General features: G+C 64.7%; 11 protein-coding genes and 1 pseudogene. 5 read left to right on the forward strand and 7 right to left on the reverse strand.

What is annotated here, in order from left to right; all coding sequences use genetic code 11:
• Positions 1-35 precede the first annotated feature (35 nt).
• Complete coding sequence (locus RMN73_RS11180) at positions 36-599, forward strand: pyridoxal-phosphate dependent enzyme (RefSeq protein WP_405051566.1); 564 nt, start codon at positions 36-38, stop codon at positions 597-599.
• Here RMN73_RS11180 and RMN73_RS11185 read toward each other — a convergent pair.
• Positions 544-1,203: pseudogene (locus RMN73_RS11185) on the reverse strand (pyridoxal-phosphate dependent enzyme); the annotation flags it as partial. The gene RMN73_RS11180 and the pseudogene RMN73_RS11185 sit on opposite strands and share 56 nt — an antisense overlap.
• Positions 1,204-1,256: 53 nt before the next feature.
• On the opposite strand from RMN73_RS11185, the gene RMN73_RS11190 reads away from it, so the two are divergent.
• Complete coding sequence (locus RMN73_RS11190; RefSeq protein ID WP_309603411.1) at positions 1,257-2,897, forward strand: amidohydrolase family protein; 1,641 nt, start codon at positions 1,257-1,259, stop codon at positions 2,895-2,897.
• On the opposite strand, the gene RMN73_RS11195 is transcribed toward RMN73_RS11190, so the two are convergent.
• From RMN73_RS11195 to RMN73_RS11215, 5 genes are all read right to left on the reverse strand, one after another.
• The gene (locus RMN73_RS11195) at positions 2,869-4,836 is read right to left on the reverse strand and encodes a thioredoxin family protein (RefSeq protein WP_309603412.1); all 1,968 of its coding nucleotides are present in this window, start codon (positions 4,834-4,836) and stop codon (positions 2,869-2,871) included. The genes RMN73_RS11190 and RMN73_RS11195 overlap by 29 nt on opposite strands.
• 106 nt (positions 4,837-4,942) lie before the next feature.
• Positions 4,943-7,561 (reverse strand): methionine synthase, encoded by a 2,619-nt coding sequence (metH, locus tag RMN73_RS11200; protein WP_309603413.1) that lies wholly within the window; start codon positions 7,559-7,561, stop codon positions 4,943-4,945.
• On the reverse strand, positions 7,558-8,613 hold the full coding sequence (locus RMN73_RS11205) for a homocysteine S-methyltransferase family protein (protein WP_309603414.1): 1,056 nt from the start codon (positions 8,611-8,613) through the stop codon (positions 7,558-7,560). The genes metH and RMN73_RS11205 overlap by 4 nt, the downstream gene beginning before the upstream one ends.
• On the reverse strand, positions 8,610-9,512 hold the full coding sequence (gene metF / locus RMN73_RS11210) for a methylenetetrahydrofolate reductase [NAD(P)H] (protein WP_309603415.1): 903 nt from the start codon (positions 9,510-9,512) through the stop codon (positions 8,610-8,612). Before metF ends, RMN73_RS11205 begins: the two co-directional genes overlap by 4 nt.
• Positions 9,509-10,501, reverse strand: a complete 993-nt coding sequence (locus tag RMN73_RS11215; RefSeq protein WP_309603416.1) for a metalloregulator ArsR/SmtB family transcription factor — start codon at positions 10,499-10,501, stop codon at positions 9,509-9,511. Before RMN73_RS11215 ends, metF begins: the two co-directional genes overlap by 4 nt.
• Positions 10,502-10,710: 209 nt before the next feature.
• Between RMN73_RS11215 and RMN73_RS11220 the strand changes: the two genes are divergently transcribed.
• The 3 genes from RMN73_RS11220 to RMN73_RS11230 all read left to right on the forward strand — a co-directional run bounded on the left by RMN73_RS11220 (position 10,711) and on the right by RMN73_RS11230 (position 12,765).
• Complete coding sequence (locus tag RMN73_RS11220) at positions 10,711-10,947, forward strand: circumsporozoite protein (RefSeq protein WP_309603417.1); 237 nt, start codon at positions 10,711-10,713, stop codon at positions 10,945-10,947.
• Positions 10,948-11,049: 102 nt separating this feature from the next.
• Positions 11,050-11,196, forward strand: coding sequence for a hypothetical protein (locus tag RMN73_RS11225; protein WP_309603418.1), 147 nt, complete (start codon positions 11,050-11,052; stop codon positions 11,194-11,196).
• 18 nt (positions 11,197-11,214) lie between these two features.
• Complete coding sequence (locus RMN73_RS11230; protein WP_309603419.1) at positions 11,215-12,765, forward strand: cryptochrome/photolyase family protein; 1,551 nt, start codon at positions 11,215-11,217, stop codon at positions 12,763-12,765.
• Between the two features lie 62 nt (positions 12,766-12,827).
• Here the strand turns inward: RMN73_RS11230 and groEL are convergent.
• On the reverse strand, positions 12,828-13,922 hold a 1,095-nt coding region (groEL, locus tag RMN73_RS11235), incomplete at its 5' end, for a chaperonin GroEL (protein ID WP_309603420.1).

The raw sequence follows: 13,922 nt of genomic DNA on the forward strand, positions 1-13,922 counted from the left end.
TGCTCCAGCTGACCGAGGATGAGCGCCGCCGCGGGGTGATCGCCGCCTCGGCCGGAAACCATGCCCAGGCAGTCGCCTATCACGGCAAGCGCCTCGGCATCCCGGTGACGATCGTCATGCCCAACCCGACCCCGACGGTGAAGGTCACCCAGACCGAAGGGCATGGCGCGCGGGTGGTGCTCCACGGCGAGACGTTCGACGATGCCTATGACAAGGCGCGCGAGATGGAGGCGGAGGAGGCGATGGTGTTCGTCCATCCGTTCGACGACGCCAAGATTATCGCCGGCACCGGCACCATCGCGCTGGAAATGCTCGCCGTGGTGCCCGACCTCGACGTGCTGGTGGTGCCGATCGGCGGCGGCGGCCTGATCTCGGGCATGGCGATCGCCGCCAAGACGCTCAATCCGGCGATCGAGGTAATCGGGGTCGAGGCCGAGCTTTACCCGTCGATGAAGAATGTCGTCGAAGGCTTGCGTGGGCGCATCGGCGGCGACACGCTGGCCGAGGGGATTGCGGTCAAGGAGCCGGGCCAGCTGACCCGCGCGATCCCTCGACGACATTCTTCATCGAGGGATAAAGTTCGGCCTCGACCCCGATGATCTCGATTCCGGGATTGAGCGTCTTGGCGGCGATGGCGATGCCGCTGATCAGCCCGCCGCCGCCGATCGGAACCACCAATATGTCGAGGTCGGGAACTTCGGCGAGCATTTCGAGCGCGATGGTGCCGGTGCCGGCGATGATTGCGGGATCGTCGAACGGGTGGACAAAGATCAGTGCCTCCGCCGCTTCGAGCTCGCGCGCATAGTCATAGGCGTCGTCGAAGGTCTCGCCGTGGAGCACGACGCGCGCCTGGTGGCCCTCGGTCTGGGTGACCTTCATCGTCGGGGTCGGACTAGGCATGACGATCGTCACCGGAATGCCGAGGCGCTTGCCGTGATAGGCGACCGCCTGGGCATGATTGCCGGCCGATGCGGCGATCACGCCGCGCGCCCGCTCGTCATCGGTCAGCTGGAGCAATTTGTTGAGCGCGCCGCGCTCCTTGTAAGCGGCGGTATATTGCAGATTTTCGAACTTGAGCCACAGATCGGCGCCGATCATCTTCGACAGGACCCCGCTGTGCGACGTCGGGGTCTTCTCGATCGCGCCGTCAATGCGATGCGCTGCAGCGCGGATGTCGTCGATGGTCGGGGGTGTGAGGTTCATGGATTGGCGGACTAGCCCTTCCCGACGGTCCAAACAATGCTATGCCAGCGGGCATGAGAAACGCCCTGATCGCAGCCGCCACGCTGCTCACCGCCGCGCCTGCCCTGGCCGATACGTTGGTCGATAATGTGAAGGGGGTGCAGGTCGGCGCATCGGGCAAGCTCGAGCGATTTACCGGCTTGCTGGTGAGTGACGACGGCAAAGTGAAACGCTTACTCCACGGGGAGAAGTTCAAACTTCCGGCCGGGACGATCGTGGTCGATGGCGCGGGGCGGATGATGTTGCCGGGGCTGATCGATGCGCACGGCCATGTCATGGGGCTGGGTTTCCAGGCGCTCCAGCTGAACCTGACGGGGACCACTTCGCTGGCCGATTTGCAGGCGCGGCTGAAGGCCTATGCGGCGTCCAATCCGGGTGACGGCTGGATCCTCGGCCGAGGCTGGAATCAGGAGAATTGGGCTGACAAACGCTTCCCGACTGCCGCCGATCTGGATTCGGTAGTTAGCGACCGGCCAGTTTGGCTGGGGCGGGTCGACGGCCATGCCAGTGTCGCCAACAGCGCGGCAATGAAGGCGGCGGGGGTGACCAACGCGACCAAGGCACCGGCGGGGGGCGAGATCATCAGCGGCCTGTTCGTCGACAAAGCCGAAAGCCTGATCGCCAACGCCATTCCGGTACCTACCCCGGCGCAATATGATGCCGCGCTGGCCAAGGCGCAGCAACTGATGCTGGGCGTCGGGCTGACCGCAGCGGCGGACATGGGCACCAGCGGCGACGATTGGGCGGCGATGAACCGCGCGGGGGCGGCCGGGACGCTGCGGGTGCGGATCATGAACTACGCTGCTGGAATCCCGGGCATGAAGGCGATCAATGGCGGCAAACCGAGCGGCTGGTTGTACGGCGATCGGCTTCACCTGGGCGGGGTTAAACTTTATGCCGATGGTGCGCTGGGTTCGCGCGGGGCGTGGCTCAAGATGCCTTATCACGACAAGCCGGACACGCGGGGGCTGCGGTTCCTGAGCGATGCCGAACTGGGCGCGCAGGCCGAAGCGGCGGCGGCGGGCGGTTATCAATTGGCGATCCATGCCATCGGCGATGCTGCCAATGCACAGGTAATCGGTGCCTATGAGCGGCTCAACAGACGGCATAAGGGCGACCGGCGGTGGCGGATCGAGCATTTGCAGATCGCCGATCCGGCCGACCTTAAGCGGCTAAGGCCCGCGGGGATCATCGCCTCGATGCAGCCGACCCACCAGACCAGCGACCGGACGATGGCCGAAGCGCGGCTGGACGCGGCGCGGTTGAAGGGGGCTTATGCGTGGCGGACGATCGAGACGCTTGGCGTGCACCTCGCGTTCGGATCGGACTTTCCGGTCGAAAGCCCCAACCCCTTCCCCGGCCTGTCGGCGGCAATCAGTCGGCAGGACCCCAATGGAGCGCCACCAGGTGGCTGGCGGCCCGAGGAGCGGGTGAGCTTCGCCACCGCGCTAGGCGGCTTCACGCGCGGTGCGGCCTATGCCGGGTTCGCGGAAACGAAGATCGGGAGCCTCAATCCGGGCATGCAGGCCGACTTCATCATCGTCGACCGCGACGTGGCCAAGGTCGATCAGCAATCGCTTGCGGCGACCAAGGTGCTCGAGACGTGGATCGCGGGAAAGAAAGTGTTCAGCGCGGACGCGATGCCCGCGCGCTGAGCATTCCCGGCGTCAGCACTTGCGGCAATTCCTCGGGCTCGGGCTTGCCGGGTTCGTACCACAGGTAAAGCGGGACCCCGGCGCGGCCGCGGCTTTCGAGCAAGCGGGTGATTGCGGGATCGCCATTGGTCCAGTCGCCGACAAACTCGACCACGCCCGCCTTGCGGAACGCCGCGCGGACGCTGTCGCGGTCGATCGCGCCGGCTTCGTTAACCTTGCAGGTCAGGCACCAGTCGGCGGTGAAATCAACGAACACCGGGTGGCCAGCGGCCAAGGCGCGCGCGACGGCGGCTTCGCTCCACGGCGTTCCGGATAGGCCGCTGCGGGCGACGGCGGGCTGCAGCGACAGCGACCAGATTGAGATCCCGGCGAGCGCGAGCGCGGCAGGGATTCCCCAGCGCACCGACTGGCCGTCACGCTGGCGCAAACCGAGGCCGAACAACAGCAAGCCGAGGCCGAGCATTGCTGCTGCGCCGATACCAAGCGCGACTGGCCCACCTTGCCGCCACAATAGCCACAGGCAAGCGGCGGCGGTCAACGCCATCGGGATGGCGAGGATGCGCTGGAAGGTCGCCATCCATGCGCCCGGCTTGGGCAATTTCGAGCGGAGCGCGGGGATGAAGGCGATGGCGATGAACGGCAACGCCAGTCCCAGACCAAGCGCGGCGAAGACCGCGATCGATCCGGCGGCGGGGAGCAAGAGTGCGGTGCCCAAAGCAGCGCCGAGGAACGGGCCGGCGCAGGGGGTGGCGACGAAGGCGGCGAGTGCGCCGGTGCTGAAACTGCCGGTGGGATTGGCCTCGCTACCGATCACCGGCAATTCGAACACGCGCAACAGGTTGAGCGTGATTGCGGTGGCCAGAAGGACCAGGATCAGGATCGTTCGCGGGTCCTGCAGTTGGAACGCCCAGCCCGCCGCGGTGCCGCTGGCGCGGATTGCGAGCAAGGCGATGCCAAGCGCGCTGGTTCCCGCCACCGCGCCCGCTGCATAAGCCAATGAATCGCGCTTGCCGCCTCCCGATTTGGCGAGGTGCAGCGCCTTCAGTGCAAGGATCGGGAAGACGCACGGCATCAAGTTGAGCAAGATGCCGCCGACCAGTGCGCCGAGGATGGCCAGCAGCACCGCGTTCATCCCCGGCCCCGCCCCGCTCGGCACCGGGCCGGGCACCGCGCGAAGCTCGAGCCCGCGCCCGTCGCCGAACGACAGCACGCCATCGATCACCGCCGGATCGCCGCGGCGGCGCTGCAGTTCGACGATCAACGTATCGCCCTGGCGTTTGAAGATTTGCGGCGCGGCATAGTCGATCGGGCCGTCGGTTGCAGGGAAGAAGTAAGGCGTGCCGATCGACGCGCTGGCGGGCAGCGGGATGGCTAGCCGCAATGTCTTGGCGGTCAGCGCAAATTGCGCGGTGGCGGCCAGCGGGCGCGGCAAGGCACGACGCCATTCGTTGAAGCGCGCATCGGGCATAGCCGTGCCAGCGGTGGCCACGCTCAGCGACACTTCCCCCTTTTCGGGGACGCAAATCTCGTCGGTACAAGCGAGCCAGCGCATCTTCGCGGCAATGCGGTGCGATCCGGTGATCCCAAGCGGCGCCTTGAGCCGCAGCAGGACGGCATAATCCTGTTCGTAGACGTAGTTGGGAATGTCCGCGATGAGCAATTTGCTTGGCACCGGATAGCGCATCGGGCCGACTGACCAGCCGGGCGGGAGCGTCCACTCGACGGTCATCGGCAGGCCGGCATCGCCGGGGTTGAGCCAGTAACCATGCCAGCCGGGCGTGGTTTTCATCAGGATCGCCAGCTCGACCTCTCCCCCCGGCACGGCACGCGAATCGACCACTAGTTCGGGCACAATCGCGGTCTGGCCACGCGGCGGAATCGATTGAGCCGCGAGCGGGGCGGGGAGCAAACCGATGAGAATCAACAACCAGCGAAACATTTCACCACCGTTCAGGCTTAGCTTGTCGAAGCCCTGTACTGACTTTCCGCCGTCAAGGAAGGACGGTCCGTCGACCAGCTCAGGACCAACGGACTTGGTTAGTGAGTCATTCCATATTTGGGCGGAGCCAGCGGCCGGCGATCTCGACGTCAACCTGGCGCCGGTCGGCATAATCTTCGAGCTGGTCCTGGCCGATCTTGGCGACTCCGAAATATTGGCTGTCGCGGTGGCCGAAGTAGAAGCCCGACACCGCCGACGCGGGGAGCATGGCGAAATTCTCGGTCAGGGTGACCCCCGCCGGCCCGACACCCGTGGAATCGCCACCGAGCAGGTCGAACAGAATCGGTTTGAGGCTGTGGTCGGGGCAAGCGGGATAGCCCGGCGCGGGGCGGATGCCGGTGTAGGTTTCGCGGATCAAGTCAATGTTCGGCATCGCTTCGGTCCCGGCATAGCCCCACAGGCTTTCGCGGACATTCTGGTGGAGGCGCTCGGCAAAGGCTTCGGCGAGGCGGTCGGCAAGGGCTTTCAGCAGGATGTCCGAATAATCGTCGGTCGCGGCGCGGAACCGCTCGAGGTGCGGCTCGATGCCGTGGATCCCGACCGCAAAACCGCCGATCCAGTCGTCGCCTGCCGGATCGATGAAATCGGCGAGGCACATGTTGGCGCGGGCGGCGCGTTTCTTGACCTGCTGGCGGAGGAACGGGAGGCGCACCTCGGCATTGCCCGCGAGCGCGACCACATCGTCGCCATCGCGGCGGCAGCGCCACAGGCCGACCACGCCGGTCGGCTTTAGCCAATGTTCGGTGATGATCCGGTCGAGCATTTCCTGCGCATCGGCGAACAAAGCGGTGGCGCTTTCGCCGACCACCGGGTCGGTCAGGATGGCGGGATAATTACCTGCCAATTCCCACGCTCGGAAGAAGGGCGTCCAGTCAATGTGGGCCTTCAGGTCGCGCAGCGGCCACTCGCCGAACTGGTGCAGGCCGGGCTTCAAGGGCTCGGGCGCCTTGCCGTCGGGATCGAACGGAAAGCTGTTTGCACGCGCCTCTGTAATCGATGCGAGGTCGTGCGCGGCGCGGCTTGAGCGGGCGATGCGCAGCGCCTCGTAATCGGCGGCGGTGGTGGTGATCAGTTCGGCCTTTTGCGGGCCGTCGCTGACCAGCGCCGAGGCAACGCCGACTGCACGACTGGCATCGAGCACGTGAATCACCGGGCCCGAGTAGGCTGGCGCGATCCTGAGGGCGGTGTGGGCGCGGCTGGTGGTGGCACCGCCGATCAGCAAGGGCATGACCATCCCGGCGCGCTCCATCTCGCCCGCGACGGTTACCATTTCATCGAGCGAGGGGGTGATCAGGCCGCTGAGGCCGATCATGTCGGCCTTGTTGTCGTTGGCGGTCTCGAGGATCCTGGTCCACGGAGTCATCACGCCGAGATCGATAACTTCGTAGCCGTTGCACTGGAGCACGACCCCGACGATGTTCTTGCCAATGTCGTGGACGTCGCCCTTGACCGTGGCCATCACGATTCGGCCCTTGCCCTTGGCGCCCTCGTCCTTCTCAGCCTCGATATAGGGCAGCAGATGCGCGACGGCCTTCTTCATCACGCGGGCCGACTTCACGACTTGCGGCAGGAACATCTTGCCCGACCCGAACAGGTCACCGACAACGTTCATGCCATCCATCAACGGGCCTTCGATCACGTCGATCGGGCGGTTGGCGATGACCCGCGCTTCCTCGGTATCCTCGACGATATGCGCGTCGAGGCCTTTGACCAAAGCGTATGACAAGCGTTCGCGGACCGGGAGCGAACGCCATTCGGCCTGCGCCTTCTCGGCCTCGACATCGGTCCCGCGATAGCGTTCGGCAAGCGCGACCAGGCGTTCGGTCGAATCTTCGCGTTTGTCGAAAATGACATCCTCGCACGCCTCGCGCAGCTCAGGATCGATCGCATCGTACACGTCGAGCTGGCCGGCATTGACGATCGCCATGTCGAGCCCGGCGGGGATGGCGTGGAACAGGAACACACTGTGCATCGCGCGGCGCACCGGCTCGTTGCCGCGGAAGCTGAACGAGAGGTTGGACAGGCCGCCCGAAATGTGGACCCCGGGGCATTGTTCGCGGATCGCGCCGCACGCTTCGATGAAGTCGATCGCGTAGCGGCGATGCTCGTCGATCCCGGTGGCGATGGCGAAAATGTTGGGGTCGAAGATGATGTCTTCCGCGGGGAAACCGTCGGCAGTGAGGAGGTCATAGGCGCGCTTGCAAATCTCGATCTTGCGCGCGGCACTGTCGGCCTGGCCGGTTTCGTCGAATGCCATGACGACCACGGCAGCGCCGTACGCCCGCACCAGCCGCGCCTGCGTCAGGAACGGCTCCTCGCCTTCCTTGAGGCTGATCGAATTGACGATCGGCTTGCCCGAGACGCATTTCAGCCCGGCCTCGATCACGCTCCATTTCGAGCTATCGATCATCACCGGGACGCGGGCGATATCGGGCTCGGCCGAGATGCGCTTGAGGAAGGTCGCCATCGCGGCGTGCCCGTCGAGCAGCGCCTCGTCCATGTTGACGTCGATGATCTGCGCACCGGCGTCGACCTGCTGGCGAGCGACCTCGACCGCGGCGTCATAGTCGCCCGACAGGATCAGTTTCTTGAACCGCGCCGAGCCGGTGACGTTGGTGCGTTCGCCGATGTTGACGAAGCGCGCGCCGGCGCCGGGCTGGGTCACGCCGCGAGGACCATTGGTTCAAGGCCGGCGAGGATGGTCGTCGGGCGCGGTGCCGGGACAGCGCGCGGAGACTGGTTGGCAACCGCCTGAGCTATGGCGGCAATGTGCGAAGGCGTGGTGCCGCAGCATCCGCCGACCGCATTGACCAGCCCATCGGCGACCCATTCGGCAACCTGGCGCGCGGTTTCCTCCGCCGCTTCGTCATAATCGCCAAGATCGTTGGGGAGCCCGGCATTGGGGTAAGCCATGACCAATGTCTCGGCCTGACCCGACAAGGACGCGAGGTGGGGCCGGAGCTGCGCCGCGCCGAACGAACAATTGAGGCCGATGGTCAGCGGGCGGGCATGGCGGACGCTGGCCCAGAACGCCTCGACCGTATGGCCCGACAGGTTGCGTCCCGATAGATCGGTCAGGGTCATCGAGACCATGATCGGGATGACATGGCCGCGGGCATTGCCAGCCTCGATCACTGCCATGATCGCCGCCTTGGCATTCAATGTATCGAATACCGTCTCGACCAGAATGAAATCGACCCCGCCATCGAGCAAGGCGTCGACCTGGGCGCGGTAAGCCGCCTTGATCCCGTCGAAGTCGACCTCGCGAAACCCCGGATCGTCGACTTTGGGCGAGAGCGACAGCGTCTTGTTGGTCGGGCCGATCGCGCCCGCGACCCAGCGTGGACGGCCATCGGCGGCGGTCGCGCGATCGGTGACCGAGCGGATGATCCGGGCCGAGGCGCGGTTCATTTCGTCCGAAAGTGCAACCGCTTCTGGGCCATAATCGGACTGGCTGATTGCAGTGGCGTTGAAGGTGTTGGTGGCGAGGATGTCCGCGCCGGCATCGACGAACCGCTGGCAGATCGCCTCAATCACCGCCGGGCGAGTGAGGTTGAGGAGGTCATTGTTGCCGCGCTGGTCGAGCGTGAACGCCAAATCGCCGCGATAATCGGCCTCGACCAGTTTCTCGGCCTGGATCATCGTCCCGTAAGCGCCATCCTTGACCAGGATCCGGCGCGCAGCCTCGGCGCGGAAGGTATCAGCGGCGGCGGTCATGCCCTAACTCCGAGCAAATGGCAGATGGCGTAGGCCAGTTCGGCGCGGTTGAGCGTGTAGAAGTGGAAGTGGCGCACTCCGCCCGCATAAAGTTGCCCGCACAGTTCGGCGGCGACCGTAGCCGCGATCAATTGCCGCGCGGCGGGAAGTTCGTCGAGCCCCTCGAAAATGCTGTCCATCCACGGCGGGATCGCCGCACCGCACTGGCCAGCGAATTTGCGGGTCATGGCGACATTGGTGACCGGTAGGATCCCGGGAACGATCTCAATATCCATCCCGGCCGCCGCCACCCGATCGCGGAAGCGGAAGAAATTCTCGGCGGAAAAGAAGAATTGGCTGATCGCGCGGTTCGCGCCGGCATCGACCTTGCGCTTGAAATGATCGAGATCGGCCTCGGGACAGGTCGCCTCGGGATGAACCTCGGGATAGCAAGCGACCGAAATGTCAAACGGCGCGACCTTCTTTAGCCCCGCGACCAGTTCGGCGGCATTGGCATAGCCTTGCGCATGCGGGGCGAAGGCGCGGCCAGCCTCGGGCGGGTCACCGCGCAGCGCGACCAGGTGGCGAACCCCCGATTCCCAATAGGAACGCGCCACGTCGTCCACCTCGTCGCGACTGGCATCGACGCAGGTAAGATGCGCCGCGGCGGTGAGCGGGGTTTCGCGGACGATCCGCTCGACCGTCTGGTGGGTCCGCTCGCGAGTTGTGCCACCAGCGCCATAGGTGACCGAGACGAAGCGCGGCCCGAGCGGCGCAAGCGTTTCGATCGACTGCCACAAGGTCGCGGCCATGCTGTCCGACTTGGGCGGGAAGAATTCGAAGCTGACCGCAATGTCCCCGCGCGCTTCGGCAAACAGCGGTGCATGCACGGCGAGCGCGGATTCGGAGCGCGGGTTCATGCCGCCTTCCGTTCGTAAGATTTTGGCCGATCAATCTGGCCGCGCTTCACACCGCGCCACAAGGTCACGGTAAGTTCCCCGCCCGGCAGATGCTCGGTCAAATCGGGATCGAGCCCGGCGGCGGCAAACCAGCCGGCAATCGCCTCATCGGCAAACCCGAGCCGCAAATGCGCGTCGGCGGTGCGCAATTCCTCGCGCTCATGCGCCGCGAAATCGACCACCAGCAGGCGGCCACCAGGGCGAAGCACGCGCGCCGCCTCGGCAATCGCCGCGGCTGGCGCCTGCGCATAATGCAGCACCTGATGGATGATCACGCTGTCGGCGCTGCACTCGGCCAGCGGGAGCGCATACATGTCGGCCTGGCGCAGGCTGGCATCGGCGATCCCGGCCTTATCGAGCTTGACCCGCGCGAGGCGCAGCATCTCCGACGAGCGATCGACGCCGAGCGCCTGCGCGGCGGTCGGCCCAAGCAACTCGATCATCCGCCCGGTGCCGGTGCCGATGTCGACCAGGGTGCCAAGCGGCTGATCGGCCATCGCCTGCTCGATCGCGCGCTCGACTGCGCTTTCGGGGACGTGGAGCGAGCGAATCGAATCCCACGCCTCGGCATGGGCGGCGAAATAACGCGCCGCAGCTTCGGCGCGGTCGGCGCGGACTTCGGCCAACCGGACCGCGTCGGCATCGAGCAAAGCACGGCTGGCGGGATCGAGGCATTGGTCGATGAGATTGGCCAGCGCCGCCGTGATCGTCCCGTTGGTCAGCGCGAGGAATACCCAGCTGCCTTCCTTATGGCGATCGATCAGCCCCGAATCGGCCAGGATCTTGACGTGGCGCGAGACCCACGGCTGGCTCTGGCCAAGCACCTGGGCGAGTTCGCCGACCGATAATTCCATCGACCGCAACAACGCGACGATTCGCAAGCGCGACGGATCGGCAAGCGCCTGAAACAGGTCGGCTATTGGAAGCCGTAGAGAGACGCTGGCCAACATTCGGAAAGGATATAAAGAATTCTTTATATCCGTCAACGCGCTAGAGAGGCGCTTAAGGGACGGCAAAAGCGCCATGCAATGGACCGATGAATTTGGTGATTGCGCAATGCCAAAGGTGCCTTTACATCCGCGCGCTGGCCTGACCGATTTTTGCGGCAGGCCGAGCCCTGATGCCGTGAAAGCGGCATATTTGATGGAATGGAACGATCATGAAGAAAGTTGCACTGACCGTTGCGGTCCTCGCGCTCGGCCTCGCCGCGTGCCAGGATAATGCCGCTGACAACGCCGCCAGCACGGTGAACACGATTGAAACCGAAGCCAATGCGGACACCGCAGCGGCTGCGAACTCGGTTGATAACGCACTCGACGCCACCGCAAATGCGGTCGACAACGCTGTCGTCACCGACAACGAAGTTGCCAACGCGACTGCCAATAACGCGATGTAATGATCGCGTTCCTGCCCTTGGGCAGGTGCACAAAATTGGGGCCGTCCGGGAAATCGGGCGGCCCCTTTTTTATTGGCCGATGGGCGTGGTAGTTTGATCGCAATGCGAAAGAGCCTGTTCCTGATTGGACTGCTACTCACCGCTTGCGGCGAGCAGCGCCCACTCGCGCCGACGACAGCCGAGAATCGCCAGCTGGATGAAGCGGAGGCAATGCTGAATGCCGAAGCGGCCAACGACGTCGCTCGCTAGCCTGCGATCCAATCCGCAATGACCATCCTGATTCCCGTGCTGGGCGACCAATTGTCCCATCAACTCGCGTCGCTGCGCGAGGGCGACCTAGCCGATTCGATCGTGTTGATGATGGAGGTCGCCGAGGAAACCACCTACGTCCGGCATCACCAGCGCAAGATTGCACTAATCCTGTCGGCCATGCGGCACTTTGCCGACGAATTGCGCCATGCCGGGTGGACGGTTGATTATGTCCGGCTGGACGCCCCCGACAACACAGGCAGCTTCACTGGCGAGGTACAGCGCGCCGTCGAACGGCATGGTGCGGCCGGCATTCGCATCGTCGAGCCGGGCGAGTGGCGGGTAAAGGCAATGATCGACGGCTGGGCGGCGCTATGCGGGGTGCCGGTCGACATCCTGCCCGACGACCGGTTCTTCTGCTCCACCCTCGAATTCCAGACCTGGGCGCAGGCTCGAAACGAGCTAACGATGGAGTTTTTCTATCGCGACATGCGCCGCAAGACCGGGCTGCTGATGACCACCGAGGGCAAGCCCGAGGGCGGAACATGGAATTTGGACAAGGATAATCGCGCACCGCCGAAGCGCGGGACCAACTATCCAGAGCCGATGCACTTTGCCCCCGATGAAACCACCGGCGAGGTGATGGCGCTGGTCGCGGCGCGGTTCGGTGGCCACTTCGGGCGACTGGAGGGCTTCGGCCTGCCGATTACCGCAGCCCAGGCGGAACACGCGCTGGAGCATTTCGTGCGCACCGCCTTGCCCGACTTCGGCACCTATCAGGATGCGATGGTGACCGGGCAGGACTGGTTGTTTCACAGCTGGCTGAGCCCGGCGCTCAACCTGGGGCTACTGACCCCGATCCAGGTCGCCACTGCCGCCGCTGAGGCTTATGCCGCTGGCAAGGCGCCGCTCAACTCGGTCGAGGGGTTCATCCGCCAGATCATTGGCTGGCGCGAATATGTTCGCGGTTATTACTGGCTCGAAATGCCCGACGTGGCGACCGCCAATGCGCTTGAGGCGACGCGGCCGCTGCCCGAATTTTACTGGACCGGCGAAACCGACATGCTGTGCCTGTCCGAAGCGATCCGCAACACCCGCGATAATGGCTATGCGCATCACATCCAGCGGCTGATGGTGCTCGGCAATTTCGCGATGCTCGCCGGGGTCCGCCCCCAAGATGTCGCCGACTGGTTTCTTGCGGTCTACGTCGACGCCTACGAATGGGTCGAGCTGCCCAATGTCATCGGCATGAGCCAGCATGCCGACGGCGGCCGGCTGGCGACCAAGCCTTATGCCGGTGGAGGCGCCTACATCAACCGGATGTCGGACCATTGCCGGGATTGCCGATATGATGTGAAGCAGAAGACCGGGCCCGAGGCCTGTCCATTCAATGCACTCTACTGGGACTTTCTGGCGCGCCACGAGCGCCGCTTCCGCCGCAATCGCCGGATGATCCAGATGTACGCCAATTGGGACCGCATGGCTCCAGAGATGCGGGAGGCTTATCGGGAGAGCGCAGGCGCGTTTCTTGAGACGCTTGAGCCCGCGCAGCCGGGTTGGGCTAAGTAAAGAAAAGGGCCGACGTCCGGAGACGCCGACCCTTTATCTTCAGTCGGTAGCAAGCGTCGGGCTTAGAAATCCATTCCGCCCATTCCGCCCATGCCGCCGCCGCCCATCGGCATCGCCGGCTTGTCGTCGGCCAGTTCGCTGACCGCCGCTTCGGTGGTGATCAGCAGGCCGGCGACCGAGGCTGCGTTCTGGAGCGCGGTGCGGACGACCTTGGTCGGGTCGATCACGCCGGCTTCGACGAGGTTCTCATATTTCTCGGTCTGGGCGTTGAAGCCCATCGTCGGGTCATTGCCTTCGAGCAACTTGCCCGAAACCACGGCACCGTCATGACCGGCGTTCTGCGCGATCTGGCGGACCAGGGTGGTCAGCGACTTGCGGACGATATCGATACCGCGGGTCTGGTCGTCATTGGCCCCGGTCATGCCTTCAAGCGCCTTGGTGGCGTAGAGCAACGCCGTGCCGCCGCCGGGTACGATGCCTTCTTCAACCGCAGCGCGGGTCGCGTGGAGCGCATCATCGACGCGATCCTTGCGTTCCTTGACCTCGACCTCGGACGCGCCGCCGACTTTGATCACGGCCACGCCGCCCGACAATTTGGCAAGCCGCTCCTGCAGCTTTTCCTTGTCGTAATCGCTGGTCGTATTCTCGATCTGCTGGCGGATCGCAACAGTGCGCGCCTCGATCGTCTCATGCGTTCCGGCACCGTCGATGATCGTGGTATTGTCCTTGTCGATGGTCACGCGCTTGGCGGTGCCGAGCATCTCGACGGTGACATTCTCAAGCTTGATCCCGAGATCCTCGGAAATCATCTCGCCAGCCGTGAGGATCGCGATATCCTCGAGCATCGCCTTGCGACGATCGCCGAAGCCCGGTGCCTTGACCGCAGCGACCTTGAGCCCACCGCGCAGCTTGTTGACGACGAGCGTGGCGAGCGCCTCACCCTCGATATCCTCGGCGATGATCAGCAGCGGACGACCCGACTGGACGACCGCTTCCAAGATCGGCAGCATCGCCTGCAGGTTCGACAGCTTCTTCTCGTGGATCAGGATGTAGGGATCCTGAAGCTCGACCGACATCTTTTCCGGGTTGGTGATGAAGTAAGGCGACAGATAGCCGCGGTCGAACTGCATGCCTTCGACGACGTCGAGTTCGAACTC

This window comes from Sphingomonas sp., from assembly GCF_031372575.1.
Taxonomy (GTDB): domain Bacteria; phylum Pseudomonadota; class Alphaproteobacteria; order Sphingomonadales; family Sphingomonadaceae; genus Sphingomicrobium.

Bases quoted from the DNA above. Each gene is read 5' to 3' on its own strand.
- RMN73_RS11190 (WP_309603411.1), top strand. From the start codon at position 1,257: ATGAGAAACGCCCTGATCGCAGCCGCCACGCTGCTCACCGCCGCGCCT.
- RMN73_RS11195 (WP_309603412.1), bottom strand. From the start codon at position 4,836: ATGTTTCGCTGGTTGTTGATTCTCATCGGTTTGCTCCCCGCCCCGCTC.
- RMN73_RS11205 (WP_309603414.1), bottom strand. From the start codon at position 8,613: ATGACCGCCGCCGCTGATACCTTCCGCGCCGAGGCTGCGCGCCGGATC.
- metF (WP_309603415.1), bottom strand. From the start codon at position 9,512: ATGAACCCGCGCTCCGAATCCGCGCTCGCCGTGCATGCACCGCTGTTT.
- RMN73_RS11215 (WP_309603416.1), bottom strand. From the start codon at position 10,501: ATGTTGGCCAGCGTCTCTCTACGGCTTCCAATAGCCGACCTGTTTCAG.
- RMN73_RS11220 (WP_309603417.1), top strand. From the start codon at position 10,711: ATGAAGAAAGTTGCACTGACCGTTGCGGTCCTCGCGCTCGGCCTCGCC.
- RMN73_RS11225 (WP_309603418.1), top strand. From the start codon at position 11,050: ATGCGAAAGAGCCTGTTCCTGATTGGACTGCTACTCACCGCTTGCGGC.
- RMN73_RS11230 (WP_309603419.1), top strand. From the start codon at position 11,215: ATGACCATCCTGATTCCCGTGCTGGGCGACCAATTGTCCCATCAACTC.